This is a genomic window from Micromonospora sp. NPDC004540 (genome assembly GCF_040610095.1).
GTDB lineage: Bacteria > Actinomycetota > Actinomycetes > Mycobacteriales > Micromonosporaceae > Micromonospora.
Map to the genome: position 1 here is coordinate 59,805 of NZ_JBEXLR010000018.1, position 25,310 is coordinate 85,114.

Below are 25,310 nucleotides of genomic sequence, written 5' to 3' on the forward strand. Positions count from 1 at the left end.
GGGTCAGCGCTCCACGGTGCTGCCGTCCACCGTGGCCCGGCCGTTGCCGCCGGTGGACGCGCCGCCCAGCTTGGCGAGCAGCCCGGCCAGGTCGATGCCGGTGAGGTCGCTGCCGAGCTGGAGGCCCTGCGCCACGTTGCCGGCGACCGACTTGGTCAGCGACGAGGCGCCGTCGGTGGAGATGACGGTCATCTTGTCGATCGCGCCGATCGGGGCGCTGGCGGCCTCGACCACCTGCGGCAGCACCTTGACCAGCAGGTCGAGCACCGCGGCCTCGCCGTACGCGGCGAACGCCTCGGCCTTGCGGGCCATCGCGTCGGCCTCCGCCTGCCCCCTGGCCAGGATGGCCGCGGCCTCGGCCTGGCCCTCGCGCTCGACGGCCTCGGCGATCGCGGAACGCCGGCGCTGCTCCGCCTCACCCTCCTTGGCGCCCTCGATCGCGTTCGCCTCGGCCAGCGCGGCGCGGCGGGCCCGCTCGCCCTCACCGGTGAGCCGGGCCTGCTCGGCGGCAGCCTGGGCGGCGGCGATGGTGGCCTGCCGCTGCGCGTCCGCGTGGAGCACCGCCGCGTTGCGGGCCGCCTCGGCCTCCTGCTCGACCTTGTAGCGGGCCGCGTCGGCCGGCTTGCGCACCTCGGTGTCGAGCTGACGCTGCTTCAGCTCGGCGTTGCGCTCGGCCACCTTCTGCTGCTCGGAGAGGATCGCCTGGTCGCGCTCGGCCTGGGCGAGCGGACCGGCCGCCGCCGACTTCGCCTTGGCCGCGTCGATCTCGGCCTGGATGGCGGCCTGCTTGAGCGCCAGGTTCCGGTTCGCCTCGGCGATCGCCTCCTCGGCGAGCAGCCGCTCCTGCTCGGCCTGCTGCCGGGCCCGCGCCTCGGCGATGGCCGCGTCCTTGAGCACCCGGGCCGCCTCGGGCCGGCCCAGGTCGGACAGGTAGGACCCTTCAGCCAGGATGTCCTGGAGCTGGAAGGTGTCCAGCACGAGGCCCTGGTTGGTCATCGAGTGCTCGGCCTCCTCGGCGACCGCGCTGGCGAACGCGGCCCGGTCCCGGATGACCTCCTCGACGGTGAGGCGGCCGACGATCGAGCGCAGCGCACCGGCCAGCACCTCCCGGGTGAAGTCCTCGATCTCGTCCTGCTGGTGCAGGAACCGCTGGGCGGCCGCGCGGATGGCGTCCTCGGTGCCGCCGACCTTGACGATGGCCACGCCGTGCAGGTCGGTGCGGATGCCCTGCTTGCTCACGGCGCCCTTGATGCCGACGTCGATCCGCCGGCTGGACAGGTCGAGGGACTGGAGCTTCTGCACCACCGGCAGCACGAAGACCGACGCGCCGAGCACGACCTTCTGCCCCGACATGTCGGTGGAGCGTCCGCCGTCGGCGGTCTGGGTGGTCCGGCCCTTGCGGCCGGTGACGATGAACGCCTCGTTCGGCCCGGCCACCTTGATCCGGGACAGCACGAAGAGGACGAGGACGACGGCGAGGAGGACCGCGCCGCCGATGGCGACGAGCAGGGGCATGGGAGTTCCCGTCTGTGCTGGGGGAATCAGTAGGTCTCGACGTGCACGCTGGTCTCGCTGAGCGCTTCGACCACGAAGATCCGGGCGCCGACCGGGATCGGACGGTCGGCGCGGGCGTTGAGTTTGACCGGCTGGCCCGCGAGGCGTACCCGGACCTCGCCGTAGCCGTCGGCGGGGACCGGGGTCACCACCAGGCCGATCGCGCCGACCAGGTGGTCCCGGGTCGGCGTGGCGTCCGTGCGCATGTTCCGGGCCGCGCGGCTGAGCCGGGCCGCCAGCCAGCCGGTGGGCACGGCGGCGAGCGCGCCGCCGGCCACCGCCCCCGCGATCATCCCGGGGGTACGCCCACCGAGCAGCTCGTTGACGATCGCGGCGCCGAAGCCGAACGCTCCGGTGAACCCGGCGACCGCCTCCAGCGACACCGGCCCGTCGACGTCCGGATGGCCGAGGTGGAGCACGCCCGACCCGAGCAGGGCCAGCGTCAGCACGCCGACCCCGACCCCGCCGATGATCAGAAAAATGAGCGTCCCCGTGGCCACGACCTGCACGGTATCGATGCCGTGCAACATCGACTACTGAGCGAACGGTCAGCGCGGCGCGACGGTCACCTCCAGGTCGACCAGCTGTTTCGGCAGCGGTTGGCGGACCAGTTCCCGGCCGGACGGGTCGGCGAGCACGAAGTCCCGCGACCCGTGCGGCCGCCGGTAGAGCAGCCGGTCGTCGGTGACCCAGACGACGTCGGCGGTGGGCAGTGGGTTCACCACCCGGCCGGTCGCCGTCTCGACCAGCAGCGGTTCCTGCTGGCCCTGGACGACCACGAGCTTCCCGTCCGGCGACCAGGCCCACGGCCCGGCCGGGTCGCCGGGCACCGGCTCGAACCGGGTCGGCCGGCCGTCGTCCGCGGAGAAGAGCTGCACTCCGCGGCGGGGATGCCGGGCCGACTCGGACCGGGGCCGGTTCGGATCGGTCTGCTGCAGCGCCACCTCCCGGCCGTCCCGGGTCCAGACGAAGAAGCAGTAGTCGGTGCAGAGGAAGCGCTCCATGTCCACCGGGTGGGTCTTCTTCACTCCGTCCCTGCCGACCACGATGAAACCGAAATGGTCGAGCTGCTGGGTGGTGAACAGGAGCCGCCTGCCGTCCGGCGACCACGCCGGGCCGGAGAGCGCCCGGCCGACCTCGTACCAACGGGTCCTGCCGGTCGCCGTGTCGACGAGGCCGACCTCGCGGGATCGGTCCTCCTGGACGACCGCGACGAGGGAGCCGGTCGGTGCCGGGAAGATGCCGTCGTAACGGTCGGTGCTGAAGTAGCGGGCTCGCCCCCGGTCGAGCACGACCCCGCTCCCGGAGCCGCCGGTGACCTGCGCCCGGGTCACCACCCAGTCGCCGGGCAGCACCAGCGGCTTCCCGGCCCAGTCCGCACCGGGCGTGGGCCGCATGGCCGGCGACGGGGTGACCGTCACCGGTGGCGCGGTCGGTGGCGTGGTCGGTGGCGGGGTCGGCCGGGGCCGGAGCAGCAGGAACGGCAGGGTCACCGCGACGACCGCGACCAGCGCGGCGGCGGCCGTGGCGACCCGCCGACGGCGGCGCAGCCGGCGACCGCGGCCGAGCGCCCGGGCGGCCAGGTCCGGGGCGGGGCCGGCGCCGTCCGCGAGTTCGCGTACGGCCGCCCGGAGGTTCTCGTCCAGCGACGTGCTCATCGGGTCACCTCCGCTCGGCTGGTCCGCTCGTCAAGGCCCGGCACCAGCTGCCGCAGTTTGGCCAGCGCCTTGGCGCTCTGGCTGGCCACCGTGCCGGTCCGGCAGCCGAGCAGCGCCGCGGTCTGCTCGACGCTCAGGTCCTCCAGGTAGCGCAGGGTCAGCACGGCCCGCTGCCGGGGTGGCAGCGCCCGCAGCGCGTCCCGCAGCAGCAGCCGCAGGTCGCTGTCCTCGCCGGCCGCCGGCCGCTCCGGCAGCTCGGCCAGCGGCACCTCCGGACGCCGCGCCCGGCGCCGCCAGCCGGACACCTGGTCGTGGTAGAGGATCCGTTTGACGTACGGCTCCGCGTCGCCGCGGATCCGGGGCCAGCGGGCGTACGCCTTGGCCAGTGCGTTCTGGAGCAGGTCCTCCGCCGCGTGCTGGTTCCCGGCCAGCGCGTACGCGACGCGCAGCAGGGCCGCTCCCCGTTCGTTGACGAACGCGGTGAACTCCCCGTCGACCTCTGCCACCGCCCACCTCCGGTACCTCAGACGCACGCCGGCGGTGAAAGTTTGCCTGCCGATCCGTGACGTCGGACCGGGGGCGGGTGTTGACCGCATGGTGGCGGACGAGGCCGAGAGGAAAGGACGGAGTCAGGAATGTCATCGGACACACTCACCACGGCCGGGATCCTGTGGATCACTGTCGTCGCGGTCGCGTACGGCGGACTGACCCTGCTCACCCACCTGGCCAGAGGTAGGCCCGGCTACCTGGACAATCCGGTCCGCCGGGGGTTGTGGACGGCCGGCCACGCGCACGCGGGGGTCCTCGTCCTCCTGGTCCTGGTCGCCCTGCCGTACCTCGACCAGGCGGAGGCGTCCGACGGCCTGCGGACCCTGATCCGAACGCTGCTGGTCGCGGCGCCGATCCTGATGCCGCTGGGCTTCTTCCTGTCCGTGCCGCGTCCCACCGACACCCGGCCCAACAAGCTGATCTGGCTGACCGTGGCGGGCGGGGTGAGCCTGAGCCTCGGCGCCGTGCTCCTCGGCATCGCGCTGCTCTGACCGCCGCTGGCGATCGGTGCCCGGCGGGGGAAAGAATGGGCGCATGCGCTGGACCGTGCTCGACTCGCCCATCGGGGAGTTCTCCGTCGGCACCGACGCCGACGCCGTCCGCGGGGCGCACTTCGGCCGGGTGTCGTCGGCGACCGACGAGCCCGGCGACGAGGTCGCCCGGCTGGCGGTGGCCGAGCTGCGGGCCTACTTCGCCGGTGAGCTGACCGGGTTCACCGTGCCGGTGGTGGCGCCGCGGGGCTCGGAGTTCGAGCGCGCGGTGTGGCGGGAGATGACCCGCATCCCCTACGGGGAGACGAAGACCTACGGCGAGGTGGCGAAGGCGGTCGGCGACCCGGGAGGGGCCCGGGCGGTCGGGGTGGCGTGCAACCGGAACCCGATCCCGGTGATCGTGCCCTGCCACCGGATCGTCGGGGCGGGCGGCAAGCTGGTGGGCTTCGGCGGCGGACTGCCGCGCAAGGTGACCCTGCTGGAACTGGAGGCCGGGGTCGCGCTGCGGCACGCCTGGTCCTGACGTACCCGACGAAGAAGGCCGGGTCCGTGCGGACCCGGCCTTCCCTGCTGTGCTCAGCGCGTCAGCGCTCGACCTCGCCGGCGATGAACGCCTCGACGGCGGCGTGCGCGTCGTGGTCGGCGTACTGCTTCGGGGGGGACTTCATGAAGTACGAGGAGGCGGAGAGGATCGGGCCACCGATCTTCCGGTCCAGCGCGATCTTCGCGGCCCGGACGGCGTCGATGATGACACCGGCCGAGTTCGGCGAGTCCCACACCTCGAGCTTCAGCTCGGCGTTGAGCGGGGTGTCGCCGAAGGAGCGGCCCTCCAGGCGGATGTACGCCCACTTCCGGTCGTCCAGCCACGGCACGTGGTCCGACGGGCCGATGTGCACGTCGCTCTTCTGCATCTCGTGCGGGATCTGGGAGGTCACCGACTGGGTCTTCGAGATCTTCTTCGAGACCAGGCGGTTGCGCTCCAGCATGTTCATGAAGTCCATGTTGCCGCCGAAGTTGAGCTGGTACGTGCGCAGCAGCTCGACACCGCGGTCCTCGAAGAGCTTCGCCAGGGCGCGGTGCACGATGGTGGCGCCGACCTGGCTCTTGATGTCGTCACCGACGATCGGCAGGCCCGCGTCCTCGAACTTCTTCGCCCACTCCGGGTCGGAGGCGATGAAGACCGGCAGGGCGTTCACGAACGCGCAGCCCGCGTCGATCGCGGCCTGGGCGTAGAACTTGTCGGCCTGCTCCGAGCCCACCGGCAGGTAGGAGACGACCACGTCGACCTGCGCGTCGCGCAGCGCCTGGGCCACGTCGACCGGCTCGACGTCCGACTCCTCGATGATCTCGCGGTAGTACTGGCCGAGACCGTCGAAGGTCGGGCCGCGCTGCACGGTGATGCCGGTCGGCGGCACGTCGCACAGCTTGATGGTGTTGTTTTCGCTGGCCACGATGGCCTCGGCGAGGTCCATGCCCACCTTCTTGGCGTCCACGTCGAACGCCGCGACGAACTTCACGTCGGAGACGTGGTAGTCGCCGAAGGTGACGTGCATGAGACCCGGGACGCGGTCGTTCGGGTCGGCGTTCCGGTAGTACTCCACGCCCTGCACGAGGGACGAGGCGCAGTTACCCACACCGACGATGGCGACGCGGACGGAGCCCATAACGTCTGCCTCCTTCTTCTTTCATCACGGCCGCTCTGTCCTGGACGCTCCAGGCGGGGGCGGGCTGTCGTTTTCTCCTCGGCCGCCGGCCGTCCCGGGTTGGGGGACCGTCGGGGCCCGGCCGGAGCGCTCGTTGGCGATGAGCTCCTCCAGCCAGCGGACCTCGCGCTCACAGGCGTCGAGCCCGTGGCGTTGCAGTTCCAGGGTGTACGCGTCGAGGCGCTCGGCTGCCCGGCCGAGCACGTCACGAAGGCCTTCGCGACGCTCCTCGATCTTCCGGCGACGACCTTCCAGGATCCGGAGCCGGGTGGCCTGGTCGGTCCGGGCGAAGAACGCGAAGTGCACGCCGAAGCCCGTGTCGTCGTACGTCTCGGGTCCAGCCTGCGCTATGAGCTGGGCGAAGCGTTCCTTGCCCTCCGCGGTAATGGTGTAGACCACCCGACCGCGTCGGCTGGTCAGCGCGGGAACCTCCTCGGCGGTCGCGGGTGTCTCGGCGGCTTCGGTGATCCATCCCGCCGCCTGCAACCGGCGCAGGGTCGGGTAGAGCGAGCCGTAGCTGATCGCCGCCCGGATCGCGCCGAGCTTGGCGGTCAACTCCTTGCGCAGCTCGTAGCCGTGCATCGGAGCCTCCTGCAGGAGGCCCAGGATGGCGAACTCGAGCACAGGCCACCCCTTCTTACCCCCGACGCGGAGCGGTAACCGCCGCGATGTATCGGACCGATACATCGCACGTTAGCGGAGACGCGTGGGCAGGGCAAACCCCCGATTACGAGGCTCTGTCGTCACGGATCGTGACGATGGTCGCCTCGCCCCGCCGGACCGCGTACCCTTTCCCGCATGCGTACGCAGCGCCAGGTCGTCGACTACTCGCTCCAGAAGCGAGCGGTGCTGCGTGAACTCCTCGCCGGGCGGGTCGGCACGTACGACGTCTGCGACGCCTCGCCGTACCTGAAGAACGCCGCCCGCTTCCACGGCGAACCCACCGACCAGCGCTGCCCGATCTGCCGCAGTGAGAACCTCATCCACGTCCACTACATTTATGGCGACGAACTCAAGCAGTCGGCCGGCCAGGCACGCACCCGGGCCGAGTTGCCCGTCCTGGCCATGACGCTGCGTGAGTTCCAGGTGTTCGTGGTGGAGGTGTGCCCCGGCTGCGACTGGAACCATCTCGTCGAGCAGTTCCTGCTCGGCCGGGACGGGCTGGCCGGCGGCACGGAGGACGCGGCGGAGCAGGAGACCGCGAGCGGTTCCACCCCTCGGCGAAGGCGAGAGGCGCAACGGTGAACCCGGCTGTCCCGATCGATCCCGGCCCGACCCCAGGGCGGGACGGTCGGCAGCTACTAGGTCTGATTGGTCCGAATAGCTCGGATTTGACGCCTGCGCCCCGGCACGCCCGGGGTGTAGCGTCTCGTGTTCCAGCTCACGGCAACCCGGTGGCGGCGCGTCCGCGCCCCACCGCGACCGGCAGGGTGTGAGGAATGAACTACGGCGATCCCAGTTCTTCGCGTGGGCGGGCCCAGATCCCGGGCTCGAACGGCGACCCCGGGAGCCCGCACGGGAACGGCTGGTCCTCCGGGTCGGAGGGCGGCGCCGCGGCCCGGGCCTCGGTGACGCCGCGTGGCTCAGCGTCCGGTGGACGGGCCTCGGTCGGCGGCGCGGCCCCGGCACCCCGTGGCGCCGCGGGCTCGGCCTCCGTCGGCCGGGGCGGTGCGGGACGGGCCTCGGTGCCGGTCTCGCCGGCCCCCGGCGGCGCCTCGGGTCGGGCCGGCGCCGGGCGGGCCTCCGTGCCGGTGTCCCCGGCGGGTCCCGCCGGACGGGCTTCGGTCGGCGCGGCGAGCGCGGGCACGGCCGGGCGGGCGAGCGTCGGCTCGGCGGCCGTCGGCGGCCGGGCCGCGGTGGCCCGGGCCGGCGTGCCCGGCATGGCCGGTGGCGGCCCCGGTGGACCCGGCGGCCCGACCGGTCCCGGGCGGGGCGGTCGCGGCGGACGCGGGGACGACCCGGCGTCGGTGGCCCGGGCCAAGAAGCGCCGGCGGATCAACATGCTGATCGCCGGGTTCGCCGTCTTCGTCATGCTCGCGGGCATCGGCGTCGTCGGCTTCACCTGGTACTCCACCAAGGTGGTGCTCCCCCAGGACACCATCCCGCCGCTGTCGACCACCATCTACGACCGCACCGGCAAGACCACCATCGCCAAGATCGGTGACCAGAACCGGCAGCTCGTCACCATCAACCAGATCCCGGAGTGGGTGCAGCACGCCGTCGCGGCGGCGGAGGACCGGAACTTCTACCGGCACTCCGGTGTGGACTACAAGGGCATCGCCCGGGCCGCCTGGAACAACATCAGCGGCGGCGACAAGCAGGGCGCCTCGACGATCACCCAGCAGTACGCCCGCAACGCGTTCGACAACCTCAACCAGGACTCGTACGGCCGCAAGGTGAAGGAGGCGATCCTCGCCTCCAAGCTGAACGACAAGTACGACAAGAAGACGATCATGCAGCACTACCTGAACGTGATCTACTTCGGCCGCGGCGCGTACGGCATCCAGGCGGCGGCGCAGACGTACTTCAAGAAGGACGTCTCCAAGCTGACCGTGGCGGAGGCCGCCGTGCTCGCCGCGCTCATCAAGCAGCCCGAGCCGAGCGCCACGCACAAGGGCTACGACCCGGCCATCAACCAGCAGGCCGCGGTGGACCGGTGGAACTACGTGATCAACGGCATGATCACCGAGAAGTGGCTGGACGCGCCGAACATGCCGCAGCACCCCACCGAGTACCCGACCAAGACGCTGCAGAAGCCCTCCAAGAACAACGGCGGCGGGTTCGGCATCGACACCCCGTACGGCAACGTGGTCAACTACGTCTCGCAGGAGATGCGCGAGATGAACCTCTGCACCGACAACGAGGCCGATGTCGCGCTGAACAAGCCGCTCTGCTCGAAGGCGCTGAGCCGGGGCGGCTACCGGGTCACCACCACCATCGACACCAAGATCCAGACGGCGGCGCTCGAGGCGGCCCAGCGCGCCAAGAAGGACTCCGAGCTCGCCGGGCAGCCCCCGAACCTCATGGCGGCCCTGGTGTCGATCGACCCGAGCAACGGCGAGGTGCGTGCCTACTACGGCGGGGACAACGGCACCGGCACCGACTACGCCGGCAAGAACGTCGACAACGGCGTCATCAGCGGCGGCCACTCACCCGGATCGAGTTTCAAGATCTACACCCTGGCGGCGGCCCTCAACGAGGGCATCTCCATCAAGTCGCGCTGGAAGGGCAAGTCGTTCACCCCGGAGGGGATGCAGTTCAAGGTCAGCAACGCCGGCAACGACGCCTCCTGCGGCAACTCCTGCACGCTCGAGCAGTCGACGCTGAAGTCGCTGAACGTGCCGTTCTACTACATCACCGAGCAGATCGGCCCGGACAAGGTGCTCGACATGGCCAAGCAGGCCGGGGTCAGCATGATGTGGCAGACCGACACCAACCCGGCGACGCCGCACGATCTCACCAAGGCCGACCCCAAGGACCTGGCCCCGGACCCGTTCTTCCACGTGATCGGCTACGGCCAGTACCCGATCACGGTCCTCGACCACGCCAACGGCGTCGCCACCTTCGCCAACCAGGGCGTCTACAACAAGGCGCACTTCATCAAGAAGGTCGAGAAGCAGAACCCGAACACCGGCAAGTGGGACCTCGTCGGGTCCCCCAAGCTGAAGCCGCAGCAGCGCATCAAGAAGGACGTCGTCGCCGACGTCACCTCCGTGCTGGAGGAGTATCCGGCCGCCGTCAACCGCCGGCTGGAGGACGGCCGGAAGGCCGCCGAGAAGACCGGTACCTGGGAGCTCAACTCCAAGACCCTCGACAACGGTGACGCCTGGATGATCGGCTACACGCCGCAGCTCGCCACCGCCGTCTGGGTCGGCAACAAGGGTGCCCGCAAGGCGATCAAGGACGACGACGGCAACAAGATCAGCGGTGCCAAGATGCCGGGCGCCATCTTCCAGCGGTTCATGAACGAGGCGCTCAAAGGCAAGGAGAAGCTGGACTTCCCGCCGGCCGCGAACGTCGGCAAGGACGACGTCGGCAACGGCGATCCGCCGCCGGCGGTTCCGACGCTGCCGGGCCAGCAGCCGGGCTGCGACCCGCTGGGCCTGTTCTGCCCGGGCGGCAACAACGGCGGCAACAACGGCGGCGGCGACAACGGCGGCACCACCGGGCCGGGCTTCCCGCCGGGACCGGGCAACGGCGGTGGCGGTGGGGGGCTGCTACCCAGCACGCCACCGACCCGCCAGACGTACTGACGCCCACGCCCTGACAACGGCGGCCGGACCACCTGGTCCGGCCGCCGTCGGCGTTTCGCGTACCGGAATTCTGCGCGCGAGGCGCGACGGCGGGGCCCGGCGTACGGCAGGATGCCTCTCCATGAGCACCCAGTCGACGGCAGGCATCGACGAGAACGGGTCCGACCGCCACCTCCAGCCCGGCGCGCCCGAGGCCGCGCCACGACCTGGCGCCGTCGTGGACCACCCGTCCCGCTCGGACGGCTTCGTCCGAGGTGCCTCCGGGCTGATCGGCGGCCCGCTGGGTGACCACGCCGTCGCCCTGGACCGGCCCGCCGGCCGGGAGGGCCGGTTCTGGACCGCGGCGCGGATCGTGCTGGCCCTGGTCTGCCTGACGCTGGCCCTGCACTGGGTGCAGAAGTCGCCCTGCCAGGACGGCGCCTGGCAGAACAATGTCCAGTACACCCGGATGTGCTACACGGACGTGCTGGCCCTCTACTACGCCGAGGGGCTCAACGAGGGCAAGGTGCCCTACGCCGACCACCCGGTGGAGTACCCGGTGCTGACCGGCTACTTCATGGGCGCGCTCGGCCTGCCGGTGCACGCCCTCGGCGTGGACAACCCCGGCATCAACCAGGGGCAGTGGTTCTACAACCTCAACGCGCTGGTGCTCAGCGCGCTCGCCGTCGCCACCGTCGCGGTGATCCTCAGTCTGCGCCGCCGACGACCCTGGGACGCGGCCCTCTTCGCGCTCTCACCGGCCCTGGTGCTCACCGCCACCGTCAACTGGGACCTGCTCGCCGTGGGGCTGGCCGCCTTCGGGCTGTGGGCCTGGGCGCGCACCCGACTCGACCTCACCGGCGTCCTGCTGGCCGGTCTGGCCGGGGTGCTGCTCGGCCTCGGCGGCGCGGCGAAGCTGTGGCCACTGTTCATCCTCGGGCCGATTCTGGTGCTCGCGCTCCGCGCCGGCCGCATCCTGCCCGCCGTCGTGTCCGTGGGCGCGGCCGCGCTGACGGTCGTGGTGGTGAACCTGCCGGTGGCGATTCCCTACCCCGAGAGCTGGGGCAGGTTCTTCGACCTGAACACCACCCGGCCGATCGACTGGGGCACGCTCTGGTACATCGGCCGCTACCTGGACGGCAGGATCAGCCCCTCGGCACCCGGAGACCTCGGACCGTTCGAGTGGCTGAACGCGCACATCTCCGCGCTCAACTGGCTGTCGTACCTGCTCTTCGGGCTGGCCTGCGCCGGCGTGGCCGCGCTGGCGCTGCTCGCTCCGCGCCGGCCCCGGCTCGCCCAGCTGGCCTTCCTGGTGGTCGCCGCCTTCCTGATCTTCAGCAAGGTCTGGTCCCAGCAGTTCGTGCTCTGGCTGCTCCCGCTCGCGGTGCTCGCCCGGCCGCGCTGGGGCGCCTTCCTGGCCTGGCAGTTCGCCGAGGTCTGCTACTTCGCCGCCTTCTACGGCGAGCTGCTCGGCGCGGCCACCACCCGGCCGGTCTTCCCCGAGGGCGTCTTCGTGCTGGCGGCCAGCCTGCGCCTGATCACCGTGGCGGTGCTCTGTGGCTTCGTGATCCGGGACATCCTGCGCCCCGAGCGGGACGCCGTCCGGGACACCTATGCGGACGACCCGGACGGCGGGGTGCTCGACGGCGCGGCGGACGCGCCCTGGTACCAGCGCTGGCGGCACCGCCCCGCCGAGCCGGTCACCGCCTGACCGCCGACGGTCAGAGGCGGTAGACCACCGCGTCGCCGACCTCTTCCCGGGTCACGCCCAGCCCGTCGACCGGTCGGTCGAGCATCCCCTCCCAGGGGGTGCCGCCGAGCCGGTCGCGGAGCACCACCACGTTCTTCACGCCGAGCCGGCGCAGGTAGTCGACGCTGGCGAGGTCGGGGAAGCTGACCGTGGCCTCGCGCACCTGGGCCTGGGAGTGGGGGGTGAAGCCGCTGCCGCCGTTGACCATCGGCTGGAACCGGTCGGTCGACCAGAGCATCACCGGCTGGTCCAGGTTCTGGCTGCTCGGCAGCACCAGCATCGGGCCGTCCACGGTCCGCATCACCGCCGGCTGCCGCGGCACCACCGGGTGCGGGGTGACGTTCAACCCCTCCACCACGACCAGCAGCAGCGGCACCAGGGTGGCCAGCCGCAGCCACGGCCCCGGCCACGGCGGCACCCGCTCGGCGGCGAGCTCGCGTACCCGGCCGCAGAACGCGGTGACCGCGCCGGCCGCGAGCAGGCCGAGCAGGAGGGTGGTCCAGAGCATCATGCGGCCCGGCGTCCGCAGCCCGTTCCAGCCCGGCAGGTGGTCGAAGAGCGGCACGTAGGTGAACCGGCCGTCGAGGAACCGGGTGCCCATGGCCAGCGCCATCGTGACCAGCACCCCGGCCAGCAGGAAGAGCCGGTGACGGACCCGCCACACGGAGAAGAAGAGCCCGCCGGCAGCCAGCGCGTAGAGCACGAAGCCCGGCAGCAGCGTCATCTCCGGGTGCCACGGCAGCACGGCCCGGGCGCCCTCGTGCAGCTCGCCCCAGATCCGCGACTCCGCCGGGGCGGTGAAGAACCCGCTGGCCGGCGGCGAGTAGAGCTGGATCTCGCCCAGCGTCCGCGCCGCGTTCGGGTGCAGCTCGGCCACCTTGAAGTACGGCCCGGCCAGCAGCGCGCCCACTGCGGCGAAGACCAGCCCGCCGAGCAGGTCGGCCAGGAACAGCCACCGGCCGAACGGGCGCTTCACCCGGAGTCGCCGCACGGCCCAGACGGCCGCCGACACCAGCACGACACCGGCCAGCAGGTAGGCGAACGGCAGCCCGATGCCGAAGCCGAGGCTGAGCTGCCAGGCGGCCACCACCCAGCCCGCGAACGCCCAGCCGGCGTGCCGGCGCCGTGGCCGGTAGCCGTATCGCAGCGACCAGCCGTGACCGCGGGCGAGCATGGCCAGCGCCAGCGGGATGCCGCCGTTGGAGATGATGTGCAGGTGCCCCGCCTGGGCCAGCAGCCACGGGGCGTACGCGTAGCTCGCCCCGGCCACCGCGCCGGCGATCCGGCCCGCGCCGAGCTGCCGCGCCAGCGCGTACGCCCCGAACGTGGCGAGCGCGTGGGCCAGCACGAACAGGATGTTGTAGCGCAGCAGGGCGTCCTCGGGGCCGACCCCGATCATGCCGGCCGGGGCGTAGCCGAGCAGGGTGTCGGAGAAGGCGAAGCTCCACGGCTCCGGGAAGAACGTGTTCGAGCTCCACAGCTGGCCCGGGTCGGTCAGCAGGCTGTGCCCGGACCAGGCCATCTGCCAGGACTGGAGGCTCGGGTCCCAGTAGTCCTGCGGCAGCGTGTAGCGCGGGTAGCGCAGCGTGGGCCAGGTCATCAGCACGGCCAGCGCCAGCGAGGCGACGGCGGCCAGGGTCCACTCGTGCACCAGGAACCGGCCCACCGCGCGGAACGTCCGGCGGGGCCGGGTGAGCACCGGGTCGGGTGCGGGACCGAACGCGGTCCAGCGGTCGGCCGGCTTCTTCCCGTCCTCGCCGCCGCTCTCGTCCTTGCCGGCTGTCCCGTCCTTGCCGGTCCCCGCCTTGCTCACGGTCTCGGCCTTGCCGTCGGTCTCGGCCTTGCTCTTGGTCTCGGCCGTGCGGTCGGTCTCCGCCTTGCCGTCGGTCCCGGCCGTGCCGTCGGCTCGGGCCTTGTCGTCGGTTCCCGCGGCGTCGGTGCCGTCCCCGTCGGCCTTGCCGGCCGTGCCGTCGATGCCGGCCGCTTCCGCTGCCGCGTCGGGCGGAGTGTCGCCGTCGGCTGGCTGCGACTTGCTGCGGGCGCGGCCGCCGGTCGCGTCGGACTGCTCGGTGGTCATGCGGTGGCGCCCAGCTGCCCGCGCAGGAAGGCGATGTCGGCCGCCTGGCCCTCGACGCCGCCGGGTGTCTCCACGATCACCGGTGCGCCCGCCGCCCGGATCACCGCGACCACCAGCTCCGGGTCGATGGTGCCGCCGGTCAGGTTGTCGTGCCGGTCCTGCCCCGAGTTGAAGGTGCCCTTGGAGTTGTTCGCGTGGATCAGGTCGATCCGGCCGGTGATCGCCTTCACCCGGTCGACCAGCCCCAGCAGCTCCTCGCCCCCGGCGTGCGCGTGGCAGGTGTCGAGGCAGAAGCCCACCTCGTAGTCGCCGAGCGCGTCCCAGAGCCGGGCCAGCGCGTCCAGGTGCCGGGCGCAGGCGTTGTCGCCGCCGGCCGTGTTCTCGATCAGGATGGGGAGCGGGAAGCCGCCGGAGTCCGCCGCGTACGCGAAGGTCTTCCGCCAGTTGTCGAAGCCGACGGCGAGGTCGTCACCGGCGTTGACGTGGCCGCCGTGCACGATCAGCCCCTTGGCGCCGACCTCCGCCGCGGCGGCGGCGTGGCCGAGCAGCAGCTTGCGGCTGGGAATGCGGATCCGGTTGTTCAGGGTGGCCACGTTGATCACGTACGGCGCGTGCACGAAGAGGTCGACGTCGGCGGCCCGCAGGCGCTCGGCGTCCTCCCGCGGCTTCGGGGCCTTCCAGCCCTGGGGATCGGCGAGGAAGAACTGCACCGCCTCGGCGTCCCGGGCGGCCGCCTCGGCCAGCGGGTCGGTCGGATCGACGTGGGCTCCGATTCGCATGCAGGGCAGCCTACGTCGCGCCCCCGACGCGCGGGGTTTCCGCGCGCGGGGGTCGCGGAGAACGGATCGCGTCACCACCCGGCCCGGCGGTCGTTGTCCGAGGTGGGATCGATGGTCGACGCTCCACCCGCACGTGGGTCCACAGCGCGTGTTGGGTGAAGGGAAGGCCCCCGGCAACGGGACGCCCCGCCGTGCGGCCCGGCACGACGGGGCGGGATCCGGCTCGTCACATCCGACGCTGGTCCGCCGAACCAGTCCGGCGAATTCCTCCATTTCCCCCAAGAGGTGACGAGAGCCGTTGTATGGTCAGACCAGGTGACAACACGATAAAGCTCCGCGGGGCGTCCTCGATCCAACCTCATCGGTGTGGTCGTTCCTCCCCAGGTCCCACCCAAGGAATGCGGACGGGACGCCCCGCGGCCCCGTGGACAGGGGTCCACCTTCCGGTGCGCGACGCCGGAGGTGGGCCCCTGTCGCCGTGCCCGGACGCCGTGGACGACCGGCCCGGGCATGATCGTCCGGACCGGGTATCCTGGTCCGGTTGTCCGCGTCCGGCCGGGTTCCCCCGGCGGTCACGGGCCACGACGCACGACCTCCTGCCACGGAAGGACCGTGGCCGCTTAGCCCACAGGAGGTGAGCACGTCTTGCGTCATTACGAAGTCATGGTGATCCTCGACCCCAGCCTCGAGGAGCGCACCGTCGCCCCGTCGCTCGACACGTACCTGAACGTGATCCGGACCGCGGGTGGCTCGGTGGAGAAGACCGACGTGTGGGGCCGCCGGCGCCTCGCGTACGAGATCAACAAGAAGGCCGAGGGCATCTACGCCGTCATCGACCTCCAGGCGTCGCCGGAGGCCGTGGCTGAGCTGGACCGTCAGCTCCGACTCAACGAGTCGGTGCTGCGCACCAAGGTCATCCGCCCGGAGATGCGCTGAGCATCTAGACCCGGCACGTCCGGATCAAGCCTCATCGACGCTGTCGGAGGGCTCTGAGAGCCTGTAGGGCACAGAGATGAGTGCGCGAGGAGATGGTCATGGCAGGAGACACCACCATCACGGTCATCGGCAACCTGACCGATGACCCCGAGTTGCGGTTCACCCCCTCCGGGGCGGCGGTCGCCAAGTTCCGGGTCGCCTCGACGCCCCGCTTCATGGACAAGGCGTCCGGCGAGTGGAAGGACGGCGAGCCGCTGTTCCTCTCGTGCACGGTCTGGCGGCAGGCCGCCGAGAACGTCGCCGAGTCGCTGCAGCGCGGCGCCCGGGTGATCGTGTCCGGCCGGCTGCGTCAGCGGTCGTACGAGACGCGCGAGGGTGAGAAGCGCACCGTCATCGAGCTGGAGGTCGACGAGATCGGCCCGTCGCTGCGCTACGCCACGGCGAAGGTGCAGAAGATGTCCCGCTCGGGCGGCGGAGGCGGCTTCGGTGGTGGTGGTGGCCAGGGTGGCGGCGGAGGCAACTTCGACGACCCCTGGGCCTCGGCTGCCCCGGCTCCCTCGCGCGGTGGTTCGGGCGGCGGAAACTTCGACGAGGAGCCCCCGTTCTAATGGCGCCGAGCGCCCGCGATCGCAAACCAGGAGCAAGAGCAATGGCCAAGGCTGCGGCACTTCGCAAGCCGAAGAAGAAGGTGAACCCGCTCGACAAGGACGGGATCACCTACATCGACTACAAGGACACCGCGCTGCTGCGCAAGTTCATCTCCGACCGCGGCAAGATCCGCGCTCGGCGGGTGACCGGCGTTACCTCGCAGCAGCAGCGGCAGATCGCCCGTGCGGTCAAGAACGCCCGCGAGATGGCGCTCCTGCCGTACACGGCCACGACCCGCTGAGAGGAGGCACCGACATGAAGATCATCCTGACTCAGGAGGTGTCCGGCCTCGGTGCCCCGGGCGACATCGTCGAGGTGAAGGACGGCTACGGCCGTAACTACCTGCTGCCGCAGGGCTTCGCGATCGCCTGGACCAAGGGCGCGGAGAAGCAGGTCACGGTCATCCAGCGGGCCCGCGCGGCCCGGGAGATCCGCGACCTCGACCACGCCAACGAGGTCAAGGCCCAGATCGAGGGTCTGAAGGTCAACCTGAAGGCCCGCGCCGGCGACGGTGGCCGGCTCTTCGGCTCGGTCACCCCGGCCGAGATCGTCGACGCCGTCAAGGCGGCCGGCGGCCCGACCCTGGACCGTCGTCGGCTGGTGCTGCCCAGCCACATCAAGTCGCTCGGCGCCTACCCGGTCAGCATCCGGCTGCACCCCGAGGTGACCGCCAAGTTCGACCTGAACGTGGTCAAGGGCTGACACCCGACAGCACGACGAAAGGGCCCGCACCGACACCGGTGCGGGCCCTTTCGCATGTCCGAGGGCGGACGCCTGGTCGAGGCGTCAGCCGATCGGCTGGCCCGTCACCGCGCTGATCATCACGGTGGAGAGGCCGCCGCCCACCACGGCCGCCGCCAGCGCCACCGTGGCCGACCGCCAGGTCGTGCCGACCCGACGCAGCACCACCGCCACCACAAGGCTGCTCAGCAGCGCCAGCCCGAACCGCGGCGCCCCCGCCACCAGCGAGGCGACGGCGTGCGCCCGCGGCGAGTCGCACCCACCCCCGGTGATGTCGGTGACGCACCCCGCCGGGGGCTGCCCGTCGAGGAACAGCAACCCGACGAGGAGCAGCAACGCCGGCACCAGATAGCACGCGGCCGTGTAGACCAACGGCCGCAGCGGCCCGCCCGGATCCGGGTCGAGCAGGTCGTCCTCCAGCCGGCGGCCCCACGACCCGCCGCCGATCGTCTCCACCCGGCGCCGCAGCGTCGACGCCCCGCCCCGCCCCGATCCCACCGGCGTCACGGCCGGGCGGCGCGACGCCGGACGCGGCGCGGTGTAGCCGACCATCGGCGACCGCGGGGCCGACGACGGAGTCTCCGTCCAGCGCGGATCGTCACCGGCCAGCCGCGTCCCGGACCAGAACCCCTCGGCCCGCTCCGGCGACGCCCAACCCTCCCGGACCGGCGGCGCCGTCCGGTCCCACGGGTCGACCTCCGCGTAGCGGTCCCAGGCGCCGGTCTCCGCCGGCGGCGCCGTCCGATCCCACTGGTCGACCTCCGCGTGCCGCCGGTCCCAGGCGCCGGTCTTTCGGGCCCGGTCCCACTGACCCGTGTCGGTGTAGCGGTCCCACTGGCCGGTGTCCGTGAACCGGTCCCACTCGCCGGTCTGCTCCGTGCGGTCCCGGCGGCTCTCCGCCTGCTCCCAGCGGCCGGCGGCGCCGGACCGGCCCCACGCGTGCACACCCGACGCGTCCCACGGATCGACCGCCGGCGGCTCCGCCGGATCCGGCTCCGCCACCCGCCCGCGCTCCCACGGGTCCACCGCCGGCCGCGACCAGGAATCTGCCGCGGCGCGCCGGCTCCGCCGGGTCGGCCGCTCGGCGTCCCACCGGTCACCGTCGTCGCCCGCCGCGGGCGCGTCCTCCAGCCCGGACCAGGTCACCTGCGGGCGTCGGGTCGCCGCCCGACGCGGCCGGCTCCGCGGGGCCACCCCGGAGACCGGCTCGCCCTCGATCCCGTCGGCCCGCCGGCTCCCGACGTACCCCTGCTCCTGCGGGGCGTCCAGGGTCCACTCGGCGGTGTGCTCCGACACCGGGCCGGCGCCGATGGCCCGCAGGCCGCGGCGGTCGTCCTCCCGGCGCCGGCCGGGGTCCGCCCGCCAGCCCGCACCCGAGTAGGGCGGCTCGGCGTTCTCGTCGTCGTCGGGAGCGGCGTGCCGACCCCCGCCGTCCGCCCGGCGGATCCCCGACTCCAGCGCCCAGCGGGGAAGATAGGTGTCGACCGGCTCGTCCTGGCCACGCTCGACGGCGCGCCGCCGGCTCGGCGTGCGGTAGCGCTCCGAGGCGGACGACTCGACCGGGACCGGATCGGCGGGAGCGTCCCAGGGAGCGCTCGGCCGGCGCTCGCGCGGGCTGCCCTCCCCGCTTCCCCAGTCCCGGTTTCTCACGGCCGGAGCGTGACCCTTCTCAACCGAAAGTGCAATCCGCTGTCCAGGTGTAGCCGTTCGCAGAGATAGTACGGGACGAACGGTGCCGAAGCTCGACCCGAAATCTTCCGTCCACAGGGTGGGGATTGCAGAACCGCAGGTCAGCGGCGAGCGAGCCGGAATTCCCCATCACTTATCCACACCCTGTGCACACCCTGCGCACATGCCTGTCCACCGGCGTCCACAGGTTGTCCCGAGGCTCGTCCACCGGTGCTGTTGAGCGGCTGACCTCGGTTTCCGTATCGTGGTCCCCCGACCGTCCGGGCGATGGCCCCCGATCGACCGGAGGGTCGTCGGAAGTTGTCATACCCCGGCGGTAGAGCTGGATCCGATCCGACGCAGCAAGGGGGGACCCGTGTCGGTCACCGACGAGACGCGCTCGGAGCGGGCCGGGGGGCAACCGCCGGCGCCGGCGCAGCGGGACGGCCAGTTCGAGAAGACCCCGCCTCAGGACGTGGCCGCCGAGCAGTGCGTCCTGGGCGGCATGCTGCTCTCCAAGGACGCCATCGCAGACGTCGTCGAGATCCTCAAGTCGAACGACTTCTACCGCCCGATGCACGCCACCGTCTTCGACGCGATCCTCGACATCTACGGCCGGGGTGAGCCCGCCGACCCGATCACCGTGGCCGCGGCGCTCGCCGACTCCGGCGACCTGGCCCGGATCGGCGGCGCGCCCTACCTGCACACGCTGATCGCCAGCGTGCCCACCGCCGCCAACGCGGCCTACTACGCCCGCATCGTCGGCGAGCGGGCGGTGCTCCGCCGGCTGGTCGAGGCCGGCACCAGGATCGTCCAGCTCGCCTACGGCACCGGCCAGGGCGGCAGCCGAGACGTCGACGACGTCGTCGACCTCGCCCAGCAAGCCGTCTACGAGGTGACCGAGAAGCGGGTCAGCGAGGACTTCGCCATCCTGGCCGACATGCTCCAGCCGACGCTCGACGAGATCGAGGCGGTGGGCGCCCAGGGCGGGGTGATGACCGGTGTGCCGACCGGGTTCAGCGACCTCGACCGCCTGCTCAACGGCCTGCACCCGGGCCAGCTGATCATCGTGGCCGGCCGGCCCGGTCTGGGTAAGGCACTCGCGCTCGACACGCCGCTGCCCACTCCGGACGGCTGGACCACCATGGGCGAGGTACGCCTTGGCGACCAGTTGCTGGCGGCGGACGGCACCCCGACCACCATCACCAACGTCTTCGACGTCATGTACGACCGCCCCTGCTACGAGGTCGAGTTCTCCGACGGCTCGGTGATCGTGGCGGACGCCGAACACCTGTGGAAGACGACCACCCGGGCCAGTCGCCGGCAGCCCGAGGCGCGGCCCCGGCACTACTGGTCCGAGACCTCGCTGGCGAAGGTGCGGGCCGTCGAGGCGGCGGCCGGCGCGGAGCCGCACCGCCTGGTCACCCTCGCGCAGACCCTCGACCATGTCGGCCCCGAGTTCCGCAACGTGCTGCACACCGTCGCCCGGCAGGTCGGTGCCAACGACCGAGTGAGCCGTCCGGTGACCCGGGCCGGCAAGGTACGCAACTGGACCGCTCCGGGCTACCCCGCCGGAGCGCTTCTCACCGGCCTCCGGGAACGGGCCGAGCGACACGTCAGCGCAGGTGCCCTCACCAGCCACGACGGGGTGGTGACGACTGCACAGATCGCCGCCACGTTACGGACCGACACGGCGGACCGCAGGCTGAACCATGCGGTGGAGAACTGCGCGCCGCTCCAGCTGCCGGAGCGGGAGCTGGTGCTTCCTCCGTACACCCTCGGTGTGTGGCTCGGCGACGGGAGCACCGGCGCCACCCGCTTCACCACGGCGGATGCCGAGATGGTCGACCTGGTCGCGCAGGATGGTTTCGTGGTACGCCCCAGCGGGCCGATGCTCTTCACCATCCTGCTGCCCGACGCCGCAGCGCCCCCGGACGGGACCTGCGTCGACTGCGGCGGCTCCACCCGGGCGCTGCGGGAGAATCCGGCCACCCGCCGGTGCGCCGGCTGCTACGGCCGGAACGGCTCCTTCCTGGACCTGCTCCGCCGAGCCGGGGTCGCGCACGAGAAGCACATCCCGCAGGAGTACCTGCGGGCATCGGTGGCCCAGCGCCGGGCGCTGCTCGCCGGGCTGATGGACACCGACGGCACGGTTGCCCCGACCGGGAATCTCCAGTACACCTCCACCTCCCGGCGGCTGATCGAGGGTGTCCGGGAGCTCGTGGTCAGCCTCGGCTACCGGTGCACCGTCAACGAGAAGCAGGTCCGCGGGCGGACCGAGGCGTCATCGACGGCCTACACCCTGAACTTCTCCACGCCCGACCCGGTCTTCCGCCTGAAGCGGAAGCGGACCGCACATGCGGCGCGGCGCCGGACCACGTCGGACGTCCGGACGACCTCCCGCTTCATCGTGGACGTCCGGCCGGTGCCGAGCGTCCCGGTGCGCTGCGTGACCGTGGACAACCCCGAGCACCTCTACCTGGCCGGCCGGTCCATGATTCCGACGCACAACAGCACGGCGAGCATGGACTTCGCCCGGAACGCCGCCATCCGCGCCAACCAGGCGTCGGCGATCTTCTCGCTGGAAATGAGCAAGGTCGAGATCGTCATGCGACTCCTCTCGGCCGAGGCGCGCGTCCCGCTGCACGTGCTCCGCAGCGGCCAGCTCTCCGACGACGACTGGACCAAGCTGGCCCGCTGCATGGGCGAGATCAGCGAGGCGCCGCTCTTCGTCGACGACACGCCGAGCATGAACCTCATGGAGATCCGGGCCAAGGCGCGGCGGCTCAAGCAGAAGCACGACCTCAAGCTGATCGTGGTCGACTACCTCCAGCTGATGACCTCGCCGAAGCGCACCGAGAGCCGGCAGCAGGAGGTCGCGGACCTGTCCCGTGGCCTGAAGCTGCTCGCCAAGGAGGTCGAGTGCCCGGTGATCGCGGTCAGCCAGCTGAACCGTGGCCCGGAGCAGCGCACCGACAAGCGGCCCCAGCTGTCCGACCTGCGTGAGTCCGGCTCGATCGAGCAGGACGCCGACGTGGTCATCCTGCTGCACCGCGACGACTACTACGACAAGGAGTCGCCGCGCGCCGGCGAGGCGGACTTCATAATCGCCAAGCACCGGAATGGCCCGACGGACACGGTCACCGTCGCCGCGCAGCTGCACCTGTCCCGCTTCGTCGACATGGCCATCGTCTGAGCCCCGCCGGACGAGCGGGTCAGCCGAGCAGGGGGAACCAGCCGGCGGCCTCGCCCAGCTCCAGCCGGTCGCGGTCGGTGAGCGGCACCCGGCCGGTGGCCTTGAGCAGGTAGTCGCGGTCGTCCCAACCGGTCGGTCGGACCGCGTCGTCGCTGAGCAGCCCGTCCACCGTGGCCACCGCCACCCGGGTGGGGGCCTCCGCGGGAAGCGGGGCGTCGGGCAGGTCCAGCACCAGGTCGAGGTGGTGGATGACCGCCTCGGTGCTCAGGGTGGCGAGGAAATCGGGTACGCGCAGCACGTGCCCCTGGGTGGTCACGTACCCGTCGGGGTCGGCGGCGGCGGCCGCCCGGGCGGCGGCGGGCGCGGTGTCGGACCAGATCCGCACCACCCCGCTGGGCCGGTCGAAGGCGGCGGCGGAGCGGCGCGCCCACCAGGCGTGCTTCACGCTCGCCTCGTCGTCGCCGCCGGGGCTGAACGCGCGCCAGTAGCTGACGTCGTCGACGTCGGCCGGGCCCGGTGCCGGGCTGGCGAGGGCGACCAGCGCCCGTTGCGCGTCGCAGAGCACGTGGAAGAGCAGGTCGGCGACGAGCCAGCCGCGGCAGCGGGTGGGCCGTTGCAGGCCGGCGTCGTCGAGTCGGGTGACGACGGCGGTGATGCCGTCGTACGCCTGCGCCAGCGCCTCGTGCTGCCGGATCGCGGTCATGTCGTGCAGCCTGCCACGGCGTGGCGGGGTCAGCACGACGGCGAGGCCGGGCCGGTGGGTTGCCGGCCCGGCGTGTCGACGGTCAGTCGAAGAGTTCGCCGAGGAAGCCGTGGTGCTTCTTGCGGCGGTAGTGGCCGTGGTAGCCGTAGTGCTGGCCGTACGCGGGCTGCGCGTAGCCGTGGCCGGGCGGCGGCGGGGGCGGCGGGACGGCGCCGTAGCCCGGCTGGTGCGGAGCGGCGGCGGGCGGTGGCGGCGGGGGCGGGGTGTAGCCGCCCCCGGCCGGCGCGGCCTGCCGGGCGCCGTGCTGCTGGTTCCAGTTCGCCTCGGCCTCGAACAGCTTCTCGAGCTCGCCGCGGTCGAGGAAGATGCCGCGGCATTCGCCGCACTGGTCGATGACTACTCCGCTGCGCTCGTACTGGCGCATCTCTCCGTGGCATTTGGGACAAGTGAGCTGCATGACACCGAAGGTACCCGGTGGAATCACGCGGTGGCGGTGAGCGCCTGCGTCACCTCGTCGTCGGAGACCTCGTGGAAGTCGTCGTAGTAGGCCCCGACGGCGGCGAAGTCGGGCGGGACCTGGGGGCAGATCACCTGGTCGGCCTCGGCGGCGAGCATCTCGTAGGCCTGGTCGGAGCCGACCGGGACGGCCACCACCACGCGGGCGGCGCCCAGGTGCCGCGCCACCTGCACAGCGGCGCGGGCGGTGGCGCCGGTGGCCAACCCGTCGTCGACGATGACGGCCGTGCGCCCGGTCAGGTCGAGCTGCGGGCGGCCGCCCCGGTAGAGGCGTTCGCGGCGGTCGAGTTCGGCCTGCTCGCGCCGGCGGACCTCGGCCCGCTCGTCCTCCCCGACCCGGCTGGCGACCATGTCGTTGAGCACCTGCACCCCGCCGGGACCGAGCGCGCCGTAGGCCACCTCGGGGGCCAGGGGCATGCCGAGCTTGCGGACGACCAGCACGTCCAGCGGCGCGCCGAGCCGCTCGGCGATCACCCGGGCGACGGGTACGCCGCCGCGGACCAGCCCGAGGACGATGACGTCGGGTTGTCCGGCGAGGTCGCCGAGTCGGTCGGCGAGCATCCGTCCAGCCTCGTCCCGGTCGCGGTAGGTGGTCATGCCTCAGGTCTACGCCCTCCGGGCGTGCCGCGCCGGCCAGTTGGCCGGAAAGCCGGTCAGGGGGCGACCGCGCGACGGTGTTCGGCGAGCGCCAGGGCGGGTGCGAGGATCAGCAGGGCGATCGGGTAGAGCAGGTAGCCGAAGCGGGTCGAGGGCATCAACAGGATCGCGGCGAGCAGCCCGTACCCGCAGATCAGGGCGGTGGCGGCGGCGGTGCGGGGCGGGCGGCGCAGCAGCCGGACGGCGATCGCCACCCCGACGGCGACCAGCAGCGCGGCGGCGACCACCCGGCCGGCGGGCAGTGCGGACGCGATGAGGTGGCCGGGGAACGGGGACTGCGCGGGGCTGGTCACCAGCCCGTGCCCGAGCGGGAAGCGGAACACGTTCTCCACCAGGGCGTCGCGGTCGACCAGCAGCACGGGGAGCAGCGCGAGGACCGGCAGGCCGAGGGCGCCGAGGGCGGTGCGGGTGCCGGCCCGGCGGGTGGCGGCCCAGCAGACCAGCACGATCGCCACCGGCCAGGCGAAGAGCTTCAGCGCCCCGGCCGCGCCGACCGCGAGGCCCGCGCGGCCGGGCCGGCCGGCGGCGGCGAGGGCGAGGGCGAGCAGGCAGAGCGCGAGTACGGGCAGGTCGTCGCCGCCGGTGGCCAGGGTGAGCGCGCAGACCGGCAGGACGGTGGCCGCCTGCACGGCGCGCAGCACGGCGGCGTCCCGCCGGGGCGCGGCGGGGCCGGCGGTGGCCCGCAGGGTGTGCACGGCGGCGGCCAGCACCAGCGCCGTGACCAGGGCGAACCAGACCCGCGCGTCGGTCCACCAGGCGTCGACGGCGGCCCGGGGAAGCCCGAACAGCGCCATCCCGGGCTGGTAGGGGGTGTAGCCGAGCAGTTGCTCGCCGGGGGGCAGGGCGGCGATCGCGTCGTGTCCGAGGTAGGGGGTGCCGTGCTCGGCGAGCCGCGTGCCGGCGTGCTCGACCACGATCACCTCCTCCTGCGCCCGGTCGCTCCGCCCGCCGGCCCGCTGGATGCTCTGCGCTACCACCGGCAGCAGGGCGGTGGTGGCCCAGGCGAAGCCGGTGACCGTCCAGCGGGCGGGCAGGCCGGCGAGGGGACTGCCGGCGTGCCGGCGGCGGGCCAGGAGTTGGGCGGTGGCGGCGAGCGCCGCGAGCGCGTAGCCGATGGTGGCGAGCGTGCCCCAGGCCCGGTGTGGCAGCAGCGTCGAGGTGGCGGCGGTGACCGCGGCGAACACCGCGGAGACGGCGTAGAGGCCCAGGTCGAGGGCGAGGCCGCCGCCGGCGGTGTCGACCGCCTGCCAGCGGCGGGAGGCGGGGGCGGCCCGGTCGGCGTCGGCGGTCACGCCGGCCAGTCTGGCAGACCGGTGCCGTCGGCCGGCCTGCGGATCTTGGCGAGTTGCCGTTGTCAGGGCGTCGGGGAGGCGGTGCGGTTGCGGCCGCCGCCGGTGCGGCGGCCGGGCAGGCGGATCACCGCGCCCGCGTCGTGCAGCGGCGCTGCGAGGG

General features: G+C 72.6%; 23 protein-coding genes. 10 read left to right on the plus strand and 13 right to left on the minus strand.

Annotation, left to right across the window (positions count from 1 at the left end; genetic code table 11):
- Positions 1–3: 3 nt before the first annotated feature.
- From ABZV78_RS09325 to ABZV78_RS09340, 4 genes are read right to left on the minus strand one after another with little or no spacing between them, the layout of a single operon-like run.
- Positions 4–1,515 carry an SPFH domain-containing protein gene (locus tag ABZV78_RS09325; RefSeq protein ID WP_355636900.1) on the minus strand — a complete coding sequence of 504 codons (1,512 nt, stop codon included), beginning with the start codon at positions 1,513–1,515 and terminating at the stop codon, positions 4–6.
- 26 nt (positions 1,516–1,541) lie between these two features.
- Complete coding sequence (locus tag ABZV78_RS09330; protein WP_355636902.1) at positions 1,542–2,084, minus strand: hypothetical protein; 543 nt, start codon at positions 2,082–2,084, stop codon at positions 1,542–1,544.
- 18 nt (positions 2,085–2,102) lie between these two features.
- Positions 2,103–3,212: a hypothetical protein gene (locus tag ABZV78_RS09335; RefSeq protein WP_355636904.1), complete on the minus strand. Its 1,110-nt coding sequence runs from the start codon at positions 3,210–3,212 to the stop codon at positions 2,103–2,105.
- Positions 3,209–3,718, minus strand: coding sequence for a SigE family RNA polymerase sigma factor (locus tag ABZV78_RS09340; RefSeq protein ID WP_355636906.1), 510 nt, complete (start codon positions 3,716–3,718; stop codon positions 3,209–3,211). Before ABZV78_RS09340 ends, ABZV78_RS09335 begins: the two co-directional genes overlap by 4 nt.
- Before the next feature lie 129 nt (positions 3,719–3,847).
- Here ABZV78_RS09340 and ABZV78_RS09345 point away from each other — a divergent pair, with 129 nt between their 5' ends.
- Complete coding sequence (locus tag ABZV78_RS09345) at positions 3,848–4,252, plus strand: hypothetical protein (protein WP_355636908.1); 405 nt, start codon at positions 3,848–3,850, stop codon at positions 4,250–4,252.
- A 43-nt stretch (positions 4,253–4,295) separates the two neighbouring features.
- Positions 4,296–4,775, plus strand: coding sequence for a methylated-DNA--[protein]-cysteine S-methyltransferase (locus tag ABZV78_RS09350; RefSeq protein WP_355636910.1), 480 nt, complete (start codon positions 4,296–4,298; stop codon positions 4,773–4,775).
- A gap of 61 nt (positions 4,776–4,836) precedes the next feature.
- On the opposite strand, the gene ABZV78_RS09355 is transcribed toward ABZV78_RS09350, so the two are convergent.
- A complete protein-coding gene (locus ABZV78_RS09355; RefSeq protein WP_107077691.1) occupies positions 4,837–5,916 on the minus strand; it encodes an inositol-3-phosphate synthase in 1,080 nt (359 codons plus the stop codon).
- A 24-nt stretch (positions 5,917–5,940) separates the two neighbouring features.
- Complete coding sequence (locus ABZV78_RS09360) at positions 5,941–6,579, minus strand: PadR family transcriptional regulator (protein ID WP_355636912.1); 639 nt, start codon at positions 6,577–6,579, stop codon at positions 5,941–5,943.
- Positions 6,580–6,753: 174 nt separating this feature from the next.
- On the opposite strand from ABZV78_RS09360, the gene ABZV78_RS09365 reads away from it, so the two are divergent.
- The 3 genes from ABZV78_RS09365 to ABZV78_RS09375 all read left to right on the plus strand — a co-directional run bounded on the left by ABZV78_RS09365 (position 6,754) and on the right by ABZV78_RS09375 (position 11,898).
- Positions 6,754–7,200, plus strand: coding sequence for a DUF5318 domain-containing protein (locus tag ABZV78_RS09365; RefSeq protein WP_355636914.1), 447 nt, complete (start codon positions 6,754–6,756; stop codon positions 7,198–7,200).
- 194 nt (positions 7,201–7,394) lie between these two features.
- A complete protein-coding gene (locus ABZV78_RS09370) occupies positions 7,395–10,208 on the plus strand; it encodes a transglycosylase domain-containing protein (protein ID WP_355636916.1) in 2,814 nt (937 codons plus the stop codon).
- A 121-nt stretch (positions 10,209–10,329) separates the two neighbouring features.
- The gene (locus tag ABZV78_RS09375) at positions 10,330–11,898 is read left to right on the plus strand and encodes a glycosyltransferase 87 family protein (protein ID WP_355636918.1); all 1,569 of its coding nucleotides are present in this window, start codon (positions 10,330–10,332) and stop codon (positions 11,896–11,898) included.
- A 10-nt stretch (positions 11,899–11,908) separates the two neighbouring features.
- Here the strand turns inward: ABZV78_RS09375 and ABZV78_RS09380 are convergent, their stop codons facing one another.
- A complete protein-coding gene (locus tag ABZV78_RS09380) occupies positions 11,909–14,014 on the minus strand; it encodes a hypothetical protein (protein WP_355636920.1) in 2,106 nt (701 codons plus the stop codon).
- Complete coding sequence (locus ABZV78_RS09385; protein WP_355636922.1) at positions 14,011–14,793, minus strand: deoxyribonuclease IV; 783 nt, start codon at positions 14,791–14,793, stop codon at positions 14,011–14,013. Before ABZV78_RS09385 ends, ABZV78_RS09380 begins: the two co-directional genes overlap by 4 nt.
- 645 nt (positions 14,794–15,438) lie before the next feature.
- Between ABZV78_RS09385 and rpsF the strand changes: the two genes are divergently transcribed.
- The 4 genes from rpsF (at position 15,439) to rplI (ending at position 17,079) form a co-directional block, all read left to right on the plus strand.
- Positions 15,439–15,729, plus strand: a complete 291-nt coding sequence (rpsF, locus tag ABZV78_RS09390) for a 30S ribosomal protein S6 (RefSeq protein ID WP_046563719.1) — start codon at positions 15,439–15,441, stop codon at positions 15,727–15,729.
- A gap of 80 nt (positions 15,730–15,809) precedes the next feature.
- Positions 15,810–16,337 (plus strand): single-stranded DNA-binding protein, encoded by a 528-nt coding sequence (locus tag ABZV78_RS09395; RefSeq protein ID WP_198940427.1) that lies wholly within the window; start codon positions 15,810–15,812, stop codon positions 16,335–16,337.
- A gap of 41 nt (positions 16,338–16,378) precedes the next feature.
- Complete coding sequence (gene rpsR / locus ABZV78_RS09400; protein WP_013289355.1) at positions 16,379–16,618, plus strand: 30S ribosomal protein S18; 240 nt, start codon at positions 16,379–16,381, stop codon at positions 16,616–16,618.
- A gap of 14 nt (positions 16,619–16,632) precedes the next feature.
- Entirely contained in the window at positions 16,633–17,079 is a 447-nt protein-coding gene (gene rplI, locus ABZV78_RS09405; protein ID WP_148429137.1) for a 50S ribosomal protein L9, read from the plus strand.
- Positions 17,080–17,163: 84 nt separating this feature from the next.
- Here the strand turns inward: rplI and ABZV78_RS09410 are convergent, their stop codons facing one another.
- A complete protein-coding gene (locus ABZV78_RS09410; RefSeq protein WP_355636924.1) occupies positions 17,164–18,768 on the minus strand; it encodes a hypothetical protein in 1,605 nt (534 codons plus the stop codon).
- A 394-nt stretch (positions 18,769–19,162) separates the two neighbouring features.
- On the opposite strand from ABZV78_RS09410, the gene dnaB reads away from it, so the two are divergent.
- Entirely contained in the window at positions 19,163–21,982 is a 2,820-nt protein-coding gene (gene dnaB / locus ABZV78_RS09415) for a replicative DNA helicase (protein WP_355636926.1), read from the plus strand.
- A gap of 19 nt (positions 21,983–22,001) precedes the next feature.
- On the opposite strand, the gene ABZV78_RS09420 is transcribed toward dnaB, so the two are convergent.
- From ABZV78_RS09420 to ABZV78_RS09435, 4 genes are all read right to left on the minus strand, one after another.
- The gene (locus ABZV78_RS09420) at positions 22,002–22,685 is read right to left on the minus strand and encodes a maleylpyruvate isomerase N-terminal domain-containing protein (RefSeq protein WP_355636928.1); all 684 of its coding nucleotides are present in this window, start codon (positions 22,683–22,685) and stop codon (positions 22,002–22,004) included.
- 82 nt (positions 22,686–22,767) lie between these two features.
- On the minus strand, positions 22,768–23,142 hold the full coding sequence (locus ABZV78_RS09425) for a zf-TFIIB domain-containing protein (protein ID WP_355636929.1): 375 nt from the start codon (positions 23,140–23,142) through the stop codon (positions 22,768–22,770).
- A gap of 23 nt (positions 23,143–23,165) precedes the next feature.
- A complete protein-coding gene (locus tag ABZV78_RS09430) occupies positions 23,166–23,798 on the minus strand; it encodes a phosphoribosyltransferase family protein (protein WP_355636931.1) in 633 nt (210 codons plus the stop codon).
- A 56-nt stretch (positions 23,799–23,854) separates the two neighbouring features.
- Positions 23,855–25,150: a glycosyltransferase 87 family protein gene (locus ABZV78_RS09435; protein WP_355636933.1), complete on the minus strand. Its 1,296-nt coding sequence runs from the start codon at positions 25,148–25,150 to the stop codon at positions 23,855–23,857.
- Positions 25,151–25,310 lie beyond the last annotated feature (160 nt).